8 protein-coding genes are annotated in these 14,353 nt (G+C 61.5%); 7 read left to right on the top strand and 1 reads right to left on the bottom strand.

The window, feature by feature from the left end:
* The first annotated feature begins 181 nt into the window (after positions 1–181).
* The 4 genes from ACYZUM_RS11120 to ACYZUM_RS11105 all read left to right on the top strand — a co-directional run bounded on the left by ACYZUM_RS11120 (position 182) and on the right by ACYZUM_RS11105 (position 7,868).
* Positions 182–3,268, top strand: a complete 3,087-nt coding sequence (locus tag ACYZUM_RS11120; protein ID WP_108182765.1) for an autotransporter serine protease — start codon at positions 182–184, stop codon at positions 3,266–3,268.
* A gap of 56 nt (positions 3,269–3,324) precedes the next feature.
* Positions 3,325–5,013 carry a polyurethane esterase gene (locus tag ACYZUM_RS11115; protein ID WP_108182764.1) on the top strand — a complete coding sequence of 563 codons (1,689 nt, stop codon included), beginning with the start codon at positions 3,325–3,327 and terminating at the stop codon, positions 5,011–5,013.
* Between the two features lie 370 nt (positions 5,014–5,383).
* The gene (locus ACYZUM_RS11110) at positions 5,384–7,237 is read left to right on the top strand and encodes a polyurethane esterase (protein WP_142580021.1); all 1,854 of its coding nucleotides are present in this window, start codon (positions 5,384–5,386) and stop codon (positions 7,235–7,237) included.
* Positions 7,238–7,493: 256 nt separating this feature from the next.
* A complete protein-coding gene (locus tag ACYZUM_RS11105) occupies positions 7,494–7,868 on the top strand; it encodes a hypothetical protein (protein ID WP_108182762.1) in 375 nt (124 codons plus the stop codon).
* A gap of 114 nt (positions 7,869–7,982) precedes the next feature.
* On the opposite strand, the gene ACYZUM_RS11100 is transcribed toward ACYZUM_RS11105, so the two are convergent.
* Positions 7,983–8,207 (bottom strand): YgdI/YgdR family lipoprotein, encoded by a 225-nt coding sequence (locus ACYZUM_RS11100; protein ID WP_047294538.1) that lies wholly within the window; start codon positions 8,205–8,207, stop codon positions 7,983–7,985.
* Between the two features lie 205 nt (positions 8,208–8,412).
* Between ACYZUM_RS11100 and ACYZUM_RS11095 the strand changes: the two genes are divergently transcribed.
* From ACYZUM_RS11095 to ACYZUM_RS11085, 3 genes are all read left to right on the top strand, one after another.
* Positions 8,413–10,065 carry a VRR-NUC domain-containing protein gene (locus tag ACYZUM_RS11095; protein ID WP_108182761.1) on the top strand — a complete coding sequence of 551 codons (1,653 nt, stop codon included), beginning with the start codon at positions 8,413–8,415 and terminating at the stop codon, positions 10,063–10,065.
* Complete coding sequence (locus ACYZUM_RS11090) at positions 10,062–12,353, top strand: ATP-dependent DNA helicase (RefSeq protein WP_108182760.1); 2,292 nt, start codon at positions 10,062–10,064, stop codon at positions 12,351–12,353. The genes ACYZUM_RS11095 and ACYZUM_RS11090 overlap by 4 nt, the downstream gene beginning before the upstream one ends.
* A 76-nt stretch (positions 12,354–12,429) precedes the next feature.
* Positions 12,430–14,352, top strand: a complete 1,923-nt coding sequence (locus ACYZUM_RS11085) for a hybrid sensor histidine kinase/response regulator (protein ID WP_108184396.1) — start codon at positions 12,430–12,432, stop codon at positions 14,350–14,352.
* Position 14,353: the final 1 nt, after the last annotated feature.

Here is a 14,353-nt window from a genome sequence, read left to right as displayed (position 1 = left end):
CTACAGGGGGGATGTGAGCACACACCTGTGGTGAGGGGATTCATCCCCGATAGTCATCCGGGTGTGCGACTGCTGCGCAGTCGATCGGGGATAAATCCCCTCGCCACAAGCGTTATTTCCCGGGCCCGGGTGTGGGCCTGGTACACGGATTTTTCGCAACAACACTAAGGAAGGTCGCTGGATGAATAACAACAATACCCCCGCGCAAACGGGCGGTCGCTTCGCCATGAAAACCCTCAACTGCGCCGTACTCTGTGCGTTGACCACCTGGGGCACCGCGCACGCAGCGCCTTATGTGGAAAACGGCCGCAGCGGTGATCCCGCCAGTTGGCGCAGCGCCGAGTTCCAGGCGGAATGGGGCCTGGGCGCCATCGGGGCGGATTCCGCTTACGCTGCCGGCTACACCGGTAAAGGCGTCAAACTGGGAATCTTTGACCAGCCGGTGTATGCCGCGCACCCGGAGTTCTCCGGCCCCAACAAAGTCGTGACCCTGGTCACCAGCGGGATCCGCGAATACACCGACCCGTACATCCCGGTCAAAGCCGGCGATGCGTTCCGCTATGACGGTTCGCCTTCGGTCGGCTCCGACGGCAAGCTCGGTGCCCACGGTACCCACGTCGGTGGCATCGCTGCCGGCAGCCGTGACGGCGGGCCGATGCACGGCGTGGCGTTCGGTGCGCAGATCATCAGCGCCGACAACGGCGACCCGGGCCCGGAAGACGGCATTGTCCGTGGCAACGACGGCGCGGTGTACAAGGCCGGCTGGGATGCGCTGATCGCCAGCGGCGCGCGGATCATCAACAACAGTTGGGGCATCGGCATCACTGACCGTTTCGACCTCGGTGGCCGCGACCCGGCGTATCCGCACTTCACCGTCAACGACGCGCAAGTGCAATTCAACGAAATCCGCACACTGCTCGGCACCAAGCCTGGCGGTGCCTACGACGGCGCGATTGCCGCCGCCCGCAGCGGCATCGTGACGATTTTTGCCGCCGGCAACGATTACAACCTGAACAATCCGGACGCCATCGCCGGCCTCGGCTACTTCGTGCCGGACATCGCGCCGAACTGGATCACCGTCGCCGCGTTGCAGAAGAACCCTGATCTGGCCAGCGCCAACCCGTACATCATGAGTACGTTCTCTTCGCGATGCGGTTACACCGCGAGCTTCTGCGTTTCGGCGCCGGGCACCAAGATCTTCAGCTCGATCATCGAAGGTACCAACGCCGACAACCTGACCACCGGCTACAAAAACTACAACGGCACCTCGATGGCGGCGCCGCACGTGGCCGGCTCGATGGCGGTGTTGATGGAGCGCTTCCCGTACATGACGGGTGACCAGGTCGCCACGGTGCTGCGTACCACCGCCACCGACCTCGGCGCACCGGGCATCGACGCCTTGTACGGCTGGGGCATGATCAACCTGCGCAAGGGCATTGATGGCCCGGCGATGTTCGTCACCGAACAGGACATCCCGGAGGAATTCCGCATTCAGGGTGCCTACGGTTCCGGGCAGTTTGTGGCGGACCTGCCGGGTATCGGCGCGATCATCGACAAGGGCAAACCGACCGAACGCGTCTGCATCGACATCACCTGCGGCCTCGACACCTGGCGCAACGACATTTCCGGACACGGCGGCCTGACCAAGCAGGGTATCGGCACGCTGGTGCTGACCGGCAACAACACTTACAGCGGCCCGACCCTGGTCAATCAGGGGCGCCTGGCGATCAATGGCTCGCTGGCGTCGGCGGTCACGGTCAACGACAGCGGCATCCTCGGCGGTAACGGCCGCATCGGCGCACTGACCGCGAAAAGCGGCGGTACCGTGGCGCCGGGCAACTCGATCGGCACGCTGAATGTCGCCGGTGACGTGACCTTCGAGCGCGGTTCGACCTACGCGGTGGAAGTGTCGCCGACCAGCAGCGACAAGATCGTTGCCGGTGGCCAAGCGCTGATCGATGGCGCCACGGTCAGTCTGTCGCTGGAAAACAGCCCGACCTTGCTGACCACGACTGAAGTGAAGAGCCTGCTCGGCACGCAGTTCAACATCCTGCAAGCGGCCGGTGGCATCCAAGGCCAGTTCGGGCAAGTGCTGCCGAACTACGCGTTCCTCGGCGGCACCCTGGCGTACTCGGCAAACGGCGTGCAACTCGACGTCGGGCGCAACGGCGCGTCGTTCGCCAGTGTCGGCCTGACGCCGAACCAGCGTGCGGTCGGTGCGGCTGCCGAGGGGCTGGGCGCGGGCAATGCGCTGTTCGAAACCCTGCTGCTGTCGCCGAGCGCGGCCTCGGCGCAACAGGCGTTCCAGCAACTGTCCGGCGAGATTCATCCCGCCATTGGGACGATGCTGATCAACGACAGTCGCTACCTGCGTGAAGCGGTGGGCGAGCGTCTGCGTGAGCGTGATCTGTTCAATGCCAACGCACCGACTGACGAGCGCAGCAACGCGTGGGTCAAGGTGCTGGGTTCGTGGGACAAAAGCGATGGCGGCCACGAAAACGCCGACGCCAACAGCTCCATCGGCGGCTTGCTGGCCGGTGTCGACGGCTTGATTGCTGAAGATACGCGTCTGGGTTTCGTTACCGGTTATAGCGACAGTTCGTTGAACATGGGCAGTGGCACGCATTCGTCGGCCTCGGTCGACAGCTATCACCTGGGTGCGTACCTGGGGCATCAGATCGATGCGTTGCGTCTGACCGCCGGTGCGGCTTACAGCTGGCACCGCGTGGACGTGAAGCGTGATCTGCAGTTCGCGGGCGTCAATGGCAAAGAGAAAACCAAGCACGATGCCGCGACCACTCAGGTGTTCACCGAAGCGGCTTACGATCTGCGTCTGCAACCGATGAATCTGGAGCCGTTCGCCAACCTGTCGTACGTGCACTTGAACACCGAGAGCTTCACCGAAAAGGGTGATGCCGCGGCGCTCAAGGGCGGCGAAGACAATCGCGACGTGGTGCTGTCGACCCTTGGTGTGCGTGCCAAGCGCAGCTTCGCGCTGTCGGACAAACATCAGCTGGAACTGGGCGCGACCCTCGGCTGGCAGCACAACCTGAGCAGTGTCGATGCTGACAGCCACCTGGCCTTCGCCAATGGCAACAGCGCGTTCACTGTGCAGAGTGTGTCGATGGATCGTGATGCGGCCGTGGTCGGCGTACGCGCCGGGCTGGCACTCAATCGCGATGTCCGGGTCAACCTGGACTACAACGGGCTGATCGGCAACAACGAGAAGGACCACGGTGTGGGTCTGACCCTCGACTGGCAGTTCTAAACGCGTGCCGGCAGTCCCTTGCGGGCTGCCGGTTTTGAAGGAAGAGAGAGCACAACATGGGATTGTTCGATTACAAAAATGCCGATGGCAAAGCGTTGTACAGCGATGCCATCGCCCTGACGCTGTATGCCTACACGCCCACCGGCCAGCCTTTGCCGGCCACCGCCTGGAATCCGCTCAGCGCCACGGCACTGGGGTATCAGGGCAAGGTCGGCGCGCAAGGCACGTTCTTCGGCGAGAAGGACGGCTTCACCAGCGCCGAGGCCGAAGTGCTTGGCAAGTACGATGCCGGCGGCAAATTGATCGGCATCGGCGTGGCCTTTCGCGGCACTGGCGGGCTGGGCTACAGCGACACCTTCGGCGACATGAAGAACAATTTGCTCGCCGCCATCGGCCCATCGGATTACGCGAGCAACTACGCGAAAAACGCCTTCGACAATCTGCTCAAGGCCGTCGCCGCGTTCGCGCTTGCCAACGGCATTGCCGCCAAGGACGTGCTGTTCAGCGGTCACAGCCTCGGTGGCCTCGGGGTCAACAGCGTGGCCGAGTTGAGCGCCAGCAACTGGGGCGGATTCTTCAAGGACGCCAACTACATCGCGTTCGCTTCACCGACCCAGAGCAGCACCGGCAATAACGTGTTGAACATCGGTTACGAAAACGATCCGGTGTTCCGCGCACTGGACGGCACCACGTTCAGCAGCGGGTCGCTGGGCAAGCACGACGGGCCGCATGAGTCGACCACCGATAACATCGTCAACTTCAATGACTACTACGCGTCCACCGCACAGAACCTGGTGCCGTTCAGCATCGTCAATCCGCTGAGCTGGTCGGCCCACGGCTCGTTGGGGTATGCCGATGGCTTGAACCGGGTAATCGACTCGAAGTTCTACAACCTGACGCACAAGGACTCGACCCTCATTGTCTCCAACCTGGAGGAAGCGTCCCGGGGCAAGACCTGGGTCGAGGACTTGGGGCGCAGCGGCGAACCGCACACCGGCAGCACTTTCATCATCGGCACCCAGAGCGGCGACTGGCTCAAGGGCGGGGCGGGTAACGACTTCCTCGAAGGCCTGGGCGGTGATGACCGGTTCCGCGATGACGGTGGCTTTAACATTCTGCTCGGTGGTCAGGGCCACAACACGTTCGAGCTGCAGAAACCGCTGCAGAATTTCAGCTTCGCCAACGACGGTGACGGCACGCTGTATGTGCGCGACGCCTACGGCGGCATCAGCATGACCCGCGACATCGGCGCGCTGGTGAGCAAGGAGTCGGGTTCGTGGTGGGGCAGCAAGGACATTACCTGGGGCGTCACGGCCAAGGGTTTGACCAATGGCAACGAGCTGACCCAGTACACCCATTCGCTCAATGGCGATGCGTACGGCAATGCGCTGCACGCCAGCGCCGACGGTGACTGGCTGTTCGGTCTGGGGGGCGATGACAAGCTGATCAGCGACAAGGGCCACGTGACCTTCGTGGGCGGCGCCGGCAATGACGTGATGACGGCGGTGGGCGGCAACAACACCTTCCTGTTCAGCGGCGCGTTCGGTTTCGACGCGATCAATGGCTACCAGGGCAGCGACAAACTGGTGTTCATGGGCGTCGAAGGCGCGGGGCAGGGCTATGACTACAAGCAGCATGTTGCCCAGTCCGGCGCTGATACGGTGCTGAAGATTGGCGAGTATGCCGTGACCCTGATCGGGGTGGGAGTGGCTAACCTGTCGGACTCGGCGTTCGTTTTCGCCTGATTAACCAGCCTCTGTAGGAGCTGCCGCAGGCTGCGATCTTTGATTTTGAATTTCAAGATCAAAAGATCGCAGCCTCGTTTCACTCGACAGCTCCTACACGGATTTATGGATGTAGGAGCTGCCGCAGGCTGCGATCTTTGATTTTGAATTTCAAGATCAAAAGATCGCAGCCTCGTTTCACTCGACAGCTCCTACACGGATTTATGGATGTAGGAGCTGTCGCAGGCTGCGATCTTTTGTTTTTGATTTTCAAGATCAAAAGATCGAAACCTTTATGCAAGTAGTACTGAAATGCTCCGGGGCGTGCCCGTGAGGGGCGCCCTGGCTGTGAGCTATCTCTGACAATTCCAACAAAAGAGAGGCAATAGCAATGGGTGTGTATGACTACAAGAACTTCGGCACAGCGGATTCCAAGGCATTGTTCAGCGATGCCATGGCGATCACGCTGTATTCCTATCACAACCTCGATAACGGCTTTGCCGCCGGTTATCAGCACAACGGTTTCGGCCTCGGCCTGCCCGCCACGTTGGTGACCGCGCTGCTCGGTGGCACCGATTCGCAAGGGGTGATCCCCGGCATTCCGTGGAACCCCGACTCGGAAAAACTCGCCCTCGACGCGGTGAAAAAGGCTGGCTGGACACCGATCACCGCCTCGCAACTGGGCTACGACGGCAAGACCGACGCCCGCGGAACCTTCTTCGGCGAGAAGGCCGGTTACACCACCGCTCAGGTGGAAATTCTCGGCAAGTACGACGCTCAGGGCCATCTCACGGAAATCGGCATCGCTTTTCGCGGCACCAGCGGCCCGCGGGAAAACCTGATCCTTGACTCCATCGGCGACGTGATCAACGACCTGCTGGCAGCTTTCGGCCCGAAGGACTACGCCAAGAATTACGTCGGCGAAGCGTTCGGCAATCTACTGAATGACGTGGTGGCGTTCGCCAAGGCCAATGGCCTCAGCGGCAAGGACGTGCTGGTCAGCGGCCACAGCCTCGGCGGACTGGCGGTCAACAGCATGGCCGACCTCAGCGGCGGCAAGTGGGGCGGATTCTTCGCCGATTCCAACTACATCGCCTACGCCTCACCGACCCAGAGCGGCACCGACAAGGTGCTCAATGTCGGTTACGAGAACGATCCGGTGTTCCGCGCCCTCGACGGCTCGACCTTCACCGGCGCCTCGGTCGGCGTGCACGACGCGCCCAAGGAATCGGCCACCGACAACATCGTCAGCTTCAACGATCACTACGCCTCGACCGCGTGGAATCTGCTGCCGTTCTCCATCCTCAACATCCCGACCTGGATCTCGCACCTGCCGACCGCTTACGGCGACGGCATGAACCGGATCATCGAGTCGAAGTTTTATGACCTGACCAGCAAGGACTCGACGATCATCGTCGCCAACCTGTCGGATCCGGCGCGGGCCAACACTTGGGTACAGGATCTGAACCGCAACGCCGAAACCCACAAGGGCAGCACGTTCATCATCGGCAGCGACAGCAACGACCTGATCCAGGGCGGCAGCGGCAATGACTACCTCGATGGGCGCGCCGGCAACGACACTTTCCGTGATGCTGGCGGTTACAACGTGATTCTCGGTGGCGCCGGCAACAACACCCTCGATTTGCAGCAGTCGGTGAGCAAGTTCGACTTTGCCAACGACGGCGCCGGCAACCTGTACATCCGCGACGCCAACGGCGGGATCAGCATCACCCGTGACATCGGCAGCATCGTCACCAAGGAGCCGGGCTTCCTCTGGGGGCTGTTCAAGGACGATGTAACCCACAGCGTCACGGCCAGCGGTTTGAAGGTCGGCAACAACGTCACGCAGTATGAGTCCAGCGTCAAAGGCACCAGTGGCGCCGATACGCTCAAGGCGCATGCCGGCGGTGACTGGCTGTTCGGCCTGGACGGCAACGACCACTTGATTGGTGGCACGGGTAACGACGTGTTTGTCGGTGGCGCCGGCAATGACCTGATGGAGTCCGGGGGCGGGGCGGATACGTTCCTGTTCAACGGCGCGTTCGGCCAGGATCGGGTGGTGGGTTTTACGGCCAACGACAAACTGGTGTTCCTTGGCGTACAGGGTGTGTTGCCCAATGATGACTTCCGCGCACATGCCTCGACGGTGGGGCAGGACACGGTACTGAAGTTTGGCGGGGATTCGGTGACGCTGGTTGGAGTGGCGCTGAATAGCCTCAGTGCCGATGGAATTGTGATCGCCTGAGGTTGAAGCGGCGTCTGTAAGGACGCCATCGCGGGCAAGCCCGCTCCCACAGGGTTTTGCGGCGTACACAAGCTTTGTGAACGGCCTATAACCTGTGGGAGCGGGCTTGCCCGCGATTGAAGGATTACTCGGTATCAAAAGTGACTCGATAGCCACACCCTGACTCAAAAGCTGTGCAAACAGCAAAAGCGGCCTAAAGCCAGCACGTGCCCACACGTTCTATAGCCAGCCGCCATTGAGTACAGGAGATGCACACGTGAGAAGGGTCAAGGGGTATGTCGGACTTGTCGGACTGGCGCTGTTATCGGCCAATGCCTGGGCCGATCTGCCGCCAACCTCGATTCTGAGCCGTTACGGCATCAGCAGCGATCAACTGCCGAAACCGGCGAAGACGGAAGCAATCGAACCGGTCGAAGAGAAAAGCCTGTTTCAGATCCAGCCCGAACAGCCGTTCGTGACCATTCGCCTGGGTGACGGCAAACAACAGCAGGCCACTGGCAATCTGAGCATTGACCGCATGACCCAGCAGGATCTGGAGCGCTGCCGACGTCTGCAAGCCGAGCTGGCGCGCCGGGGTGAACAGTATTTCAGCTGTGATCACAGCCTTGTGGGCTTGCCTGCTTCCGAATAACCCACACAGATCCCGCTCTCCCTGTAGGAGCTGCCGCAGGCTGCGATCTTTTGATCTTGTTTTTAAAATCAAAAGATCGCAGCCTGCGGCAGCTCCTACAGGTAAAGCGGGGTGTCAGTCTTCCTTGCGTACGGTCGCCACTTCATCGGAGCGGACCTTCACCTTAGTCCCGGAAATGTCCTCGAACTCATAGAATCCGTCCTTGTTCTTGGTTTTCGGCATGTCCTTGGTCAAATACTGGGTGCCGTTCTGCAAGGTCACCACGGTCGGTGTCGAGCAGCCGGCCAATGCCAGAAAGGCTGCTACCGCCAGGGGAAGACCCAGAGTCTTGATATTCATACCCACCTCAAATACCTCATTCCATATGAATTGACCGTATCCGGTCTCTAACGCGGTTGGTGCCATCGAACCGGGAAAAGTTCGATGGCACCCTGAAAAAATCCCGATTGCCGCTGCCATTGATCTTTTTCCGTTTGCACGCGACCGGGCAGAGCTGGTATCTGTACGCATAACCAGTACTCGCTCGCCATGGCCCTGAATTCCCGTGACTGCCAACCCACTCGACGATCCGTTCTATTACCTCAACAACTTCCGGCAAGTGCTTGATTGGCTTGAGCTTCGCTATGCCGATGTGATGAGCGAATCCGAGCATGGCTTCATCCGCGACTTCAAGATCTTGCCGCGCGCTTCGCAGGGGCTGCTGGTGCGCATGGTCATGCGCAAGGGCGTGCATTTTCGCCTCGGCAAACTCAATTACCCGGAAATCGGCGACATCAGCGACGCTGCGCAGCCATTGTTGAGTCACGGCTGGCTCGACGATCAGGCTCTGTTGAGCGTGGCCGAGGTGTTCGACGTGTTGCTCAAGGCTGAACTGCTGCAGGCGTTCGGCCAGTTCATCGAACAGCCCAAGGGGCGCAAGGACGACTGGCTGCCGGTGCTGGCCGGGCAATTCAGCGAGTCGCGCAGCCTCTCCGATTGGGCACCGACGCTCGGCGACCGCTTGCTCAGCCTGACCATCATGGACCTGTGCGACCGTCTGCGTCTGATGTTCTTCGGCAACCTGTACCAGGACTGGTCGGAATTCGTCCTCGCTGACCTCGGCATCTTTACCTACGAAAAAGTCGAATTCTGCGCCGACTCCCGTGGCCTGCGCAGCCGCGAAGACGTGGACGCCTGCCTGTTCCTGCATCAGTGCCAGCAACGCTTTGAAGCGGGTGAGCCGTTGGAAGCCATTGTCGAGCAGGTCAGCGCACTGCAATTCGACAACCCGTGGCTGCAACGGCGACGCGGCAAGGTGTTGTTCCAGATCGGCCAGTATTGCGAACGCATCACTGAGTTCGCCCTGGCGCTGAGCATTTACCGCGATTGTGCCTACCCCGGCGCCCGTCAGCGAATGATCCGCGTGCTGGAGCGCTGCGGCGAATACGCACGGGCGCTGGAGCTCGCGACGCTTGCCGAACAGACGCCGGAAAGCGCCGCCGAACAACAGAGCCTGCAACGGATGTTGCCACGGCTGCGGCGCAAACTCGGCGGGCCGCCGCTCAAGCGGGCAGCGCCACGCCCGGTCGAGCGCCTCGATCTGCAACTGCCGCGCACTGATCCGGGATTGTCAGTGGAGTTCCATGTGCAAGCGCATCTGCACGAAGACAGCGGCCCGGTGCATTACGTCGAGAACAGCCTGATCAACTCGCTGTTCGGCCTGCTGTGCTGGCCGGCGATTTTCGCACCGTTGCCGGGGGCGTTCTTTCATCCGTTCCAGCGCGGGCCGGTGGATCTGCTCAATGAAGATTTTCAGCAACGCCGTGCCGAACTGTTCCAGGCCTGCCTCGACCAGCTCGACGACGGCCGTTACGCCGCAACCATTCGTGAGCGCTTCGTCGCCAAATGGGGCGTGCAGTCGCCGTTCGTGTTCTGGGGCGCGTTGAATGAGCAACTGCTGGAGCAGGCGCTGGCGTGCTTGCCTGCCCAGCACCTCAAGCACTGGTTCAATCGCCTGCTGCTCGACATCAAGGCCAACCGCGCCGGTATGCCCGACCTGATCCAGTTCTGGCCGCAGCACAAGACCTACCGGATGATCGAAGTCAAAGGCCCGGGTGACCGCCTGCAGGACAACCAGCTGCGCTGGCTGGAATTCTGCCACCAACACCAGATGCCGGTCGCCGTGTGCTACGTGCAATGGGCGGAGCAGAGCGCTTGAGCTACAGCATTGCCGTCCGCGCCCTGTGCGAGTTCACCGCCAAGACCGGCGACCTCGACCTGCGTTTTACCCCTTCGCCGACAGCGCTCGAAGGCATGCTCGGGCACCGTACCGTGGCTTCACGGCGCAGCGATAAATACCAAAGCGAGGTGGCGCTGGAAGGCGAGTTTCTGCAATTGAAAGTCAGGGGCAGGGCGGACGGCTACGACCCGGCGCAGAACTGCCTGGAAGAAGTCAAAACCTATCGCGGCGACCTCAGCAAGCAACCGGCCAACCATCGCCAGTTGCATTGGGCGCAGGCGAAAATCTACGGCTGGCTGATGTGCCGCAAGCTGGAGCTTGCGCAGATCAATCTGGCGCTGGTGTATTTCGACATCGTCAGCGAAAAGGAAACCTGTCTGGTCGAGGCCTTCAGTGCGCCGGTCTTGCAGGCGTTTTTCGAACAACAATGCCGGTTGTTCCTGAACTGGGCCGAGCAGGAAATGGCCCATCGCGAGGCGCGCAATCTGGCCGCACAGCAATTGGCCTTTCCCCATGCCGACTTTCGCCCCGGCCAACGGCATCTGGCCGAATCGGTGTTCAAGGCGGTCAGCACCGGCCGTTGTCTGATGGCCCAGGCACCCACCGGGATCGGCAAAACCCTCGGCACGTTGTTCCCTCTGCTCAAGGCGCTGGCGCCGCAGCAACTGGACAAGGTGTTTTTTCTGACCGCGAAGACCCCGGGGCGCAAACTGGCGCTGGATGCCAGTCAGGTGTTATTCGATCAAGCGCAACATTTGCCGCTGCGGGTGCTGGAGATGGTCGCCCGGGACAAGGCTTGCGAACACCCGGACAAAGCCTGTCACGGCGAATCCTGCCCGTTGGCCCAGGGCTTCTATGATCGCCTGCCCGCCGCCCGGCAAGCGGCCAGCCGGATCAATCTGCTCGATCAGGCGGCGATGCGCGAAGTGGCCCGTCAGCACACGGTTTGCCCGTATTACCTGAGCCAGGAGATGGCGCGCTGGGCCGACGTGGTGGTAGCGGACTACAACTATTACTTCGATTTCAGTGCGCTGCTGTTCGGTCTGGCTCAGCTCAACCAGTGGAAAGTCGCGGTGCTGGCCGATGAAGCGCACAACCTGGTCGAACGCGGGCGCTCGATGTACAGCGCCAGTCTCGATCAGGCCGCGCTGGCCAGCGTACGCAAGTCCGCCCCCGAAGCCTTGAAGAAATCCCTGCAACGGGTCAACCGCGAGTGGAACGCGCTGCATCAGCCGCAGCTGGCGCCGTATCAAGCCTATGACAAAGCCCCGGAGAAACTGCTGCAAGCCGTGTCCCTGTGCAGCGCGGCCATTGGCGATTACCTCAATGATCATCCGCAGGGGCTCGACAGCGCGCTGCAAACCTTCTATTTCGACATGCTGCAGTTTGGCCGGGTCGCGGAGCTGTTCGACGAGCATTACCTGTTCGACATCAGCAAGCGCGACCTCGAGCGTAAACGACCGCTGTCGCAACTGTGCCTGCGCAACGTGGTGCCGGCGGCGTTCCTCGGCCCGCGCCTGAAAGCGGCGCGCAGCAGCGTGCTGTTCTCGGCGACACTTAGCCCGCGGCGCTATTACGCCGATCTGCTCGGCACGCCCGCCGACACGGTCTGGATCGATGTCGAATCGCCGTTCAGCGCCGAACAGCTGCAGGTGCAGATCGTCAGCCGCATTTCCACGCGCTTCAATCATCGGCAGGCGTCGCTGGAACCGATCGTCGAGCTGATCGCCCGCCAGTTCAGCGAGCGCCCGGGCAATTACCTGGCGTTCTTCAGCAGCTTCGATTACCTGCAACAGGTACTGACGCTGCTCGCCGAACGCCATCCGCAGATCAATCTGTGGCAGCAGTCCCGGGGCATGGCCGAAGGGCAGCGGCAGGCCTTTCTCGATCAGTTCACCGCCGACAGCCAGGGTATCGGCTTCGCCGTGTTGGGCGGTGCGTTCGGCGAGGGCATCGACCTGCCCGGGGCACGGCTGATCGGCGCGTTCATTGCGACTCTGGGGCTGGCGCAGCTCAACCCGGTCAACGAACAGTTGAAACGGCGCATGGCGGCGATTTTCGGTGCCGGTTACGACTACACCTATCTGTATCCGGGCGTGCAGAAAGTGGTGCAGGCTGCCGGGCGGGTGATCCGCACGCGTGAGGATCGCGGCGTGGTGATGCTGATCGATGACCGCTTCGCCGAACCCAGGATCCAGCAACTGTTGCCACGCTGGTGGTCGCTCGGCACAGACGCGCCCTCGATCAATCCGCTGATCACGCCGTGAATTGAAGCGCGTTTACACCTTCCCATGGCGCCGGATTGCCGCATACTTGCGCTAATGAAAACCAGCGGTGAACCTGATGAGTGACAACCCGAGCAAAACTGCCGCGATCGAGGAGATGCGTTTCCGTCTGCTGATCGATGCGGTGGTCGATTATGCGATTTACATGATCGATCCGGACGGCATCATCACCAGCTGGAACACGGGGGCCAAACGCTTCAAGGGCTACGAGAAGCAAGAGATCATCGGCGAGCATTTCTCGCGTTTCTACACCGAGCAGGACCGCGCGGCGGGCTTGCCGCAACGGGCGCTGGACACCGCAATCCGCGAGGGCCGATTCGAAGGCGAAGGCTGGCGCGTTCGCAAGGACGGTACGCATTTCTGGTGCCATGTGGTGATCGACCCGATCATCGATCCGGACGGCACGCTGCTGGGCTTCGCCAAGATCACCCGCGACCTGACCGACCGCAAAATGGCCGAAGAAACCCTCAAGCAAAGCGAGCAGCAGTTCCGTCTGCTGGTGCAGGGCGTCACGGACTACGCGCTTTACATGCTCAGCCCCGACGGTCGGGTATCCAACTGGAATCAGGGCGCCCAGCGAATCAAGGGGTATCGGCCGGAAGAAATCATCGGCGAGCATTTCTCGGTCTTCTACACCGCTGAGGACCGCGAGCGCGGCGAGCCGCAACGGGCGCTGGAAATCGCGGCGCGGGAAGGGCGTTTCGAAAACAAAAGCTGGCGAGTGCGCAAGGACGGCAGCCGATTCTTCGCCCATGTGGTGGTGGATGCCATTCGTGGCGAGACCGGGACATTGCTCGGCTTCGCGAAAATTACCCGTGACGTGACCGAGGTCCATGAGTCGCAGCAGGCGCTGGAGAAAACCCGCGAGGCATTGCTCCAGGCGCAGAAGATGCAGGCCATCGGTCAGCTCAGCGGCGGCATTGCCCACGACTTCAACAACCTGCTGACCGTGATCCTCGGCAACCTGGAAATTGTGCGCAAGCGTGTGGGTGACGACCCGAAAATCAATCGCCTGCTGGAAAATGCCACACAAGGTGCGCTGCGTGGCGTCTCACTGACCCAACGCATGCTGGCCTTTGCCCGGCGTCAGGAGCTCAAGACCGAACCGGTCGACATCGTGCAACTGGTGCAAGGCATTACCGGGCTGTTGCGCAGTTCGCTGGGGCCGGGGATCAGTATCGAAACCTCGCTGCCCGCGGGACTGGAACCGGTACTGGCCGATACCAATCAACTGGAACTGGCGGTGCTCAATCTGGCAACCAATGCCCGCGACGCCATGCCCGATGGCGGCAGCGTGGTGATCAGCGCCCGGGCGGAAGTCGTCCTTGAACCGAGCGATTCGACCCTGGCGGCGGGACGTTATGTGTGCCTGAGTCTGCGCGACACCGGCGAAGGCATGGACGAGCACACGCTGGCCTCGGCCCGGGATCCGTTTTTTACCACCAAAGGCCTGGGCAAAGGCACCGGGCTGGGGCTGTCGATGGTGCATGGATTCATTGAGCAGCTCGGTGGCCGTTTCATCCTCAAGAGCGAGAAGGGACGAGGCACGGCAGCCGAACTCTGGTTACCGGTCGCGGTGGATGGCGCACTGGCTCCACGGGTGCAGCCCGGCAGCGCCCCCATCACCGTGCCACGCCTCAGCGTGCTGGTCGTCGACGACGATTCGCTGGTGTTGACCAGCACCACGTTGTTGCTCGAAGACCTTGGCCATCGTGTGGTCAGCGCGACCTCCGGTGCCAGGGCGCTGGCGTTGTTCGAGCAGGGCGAAGTCATCGATCTGATGATCACCGACATGGCCATGCCGCAGATGAGCGGCGCGCAATTGGCGCACGCAGTGCGTCTGCTCAAACCGGATCTGCCGATCGTCCTCGCGACCGGTTACGCCGAACGTCTGGAGGGTTTTGCCGCGCAATTGCCGCGTCTGCCCAAGCCGTTCACCCAGTTGAACCTGATGGAAATCATCGCCCGGTCGATGAAGTGAA

This window comes from Pseudomonas sp. m6p, from assembly GCF_055760375.1.
The sequence above is the reverse complement of the archived record's forward strand: the minus strand, read 5'-3'. Positions and strand labels throughout refer to the sequence as shown.

Bases quoted from the DNA above. Each gene is read 5' to 3' on its own strand.
- ACYZUM_RS11100 (WP_047294538.1), bottom strand. From the start codon at position 8,207: ATGAATATCAAGACTCTGGGTCTTCCCCTGGCGGTAGCAGCCTTTCTG.
- ACYZUM_RS11110 (WP_142580021.1), top strand. From the start codon at position 5,384: ATGGGTGTGTATGACTACAAGAACTTCGGCACAGCGGATTCCAAGGCA.
- ACYZUM_RS11120 (WP_108182765.1), top strand. From the start codon at position 182: ATGAATAACAACAATACCCCCGCGCAAACGGGCGGTCGCTTCGCCATG.
- ACYZUM_RS11085 (WP_108184396.1), top strand. From the start codon at position 12,430: ATGAGTGACAACCCGAGCAAAACTGCCGCGATCGAGGAGATGCGTTTC.
- ACYZUM_RS11115 (WP_108182764.1), top strand. From the start codon at position 3,325: ATGGGATTGTTCGATTACAAAAATGCCGATGGCAAAGCGTTGTACAGC.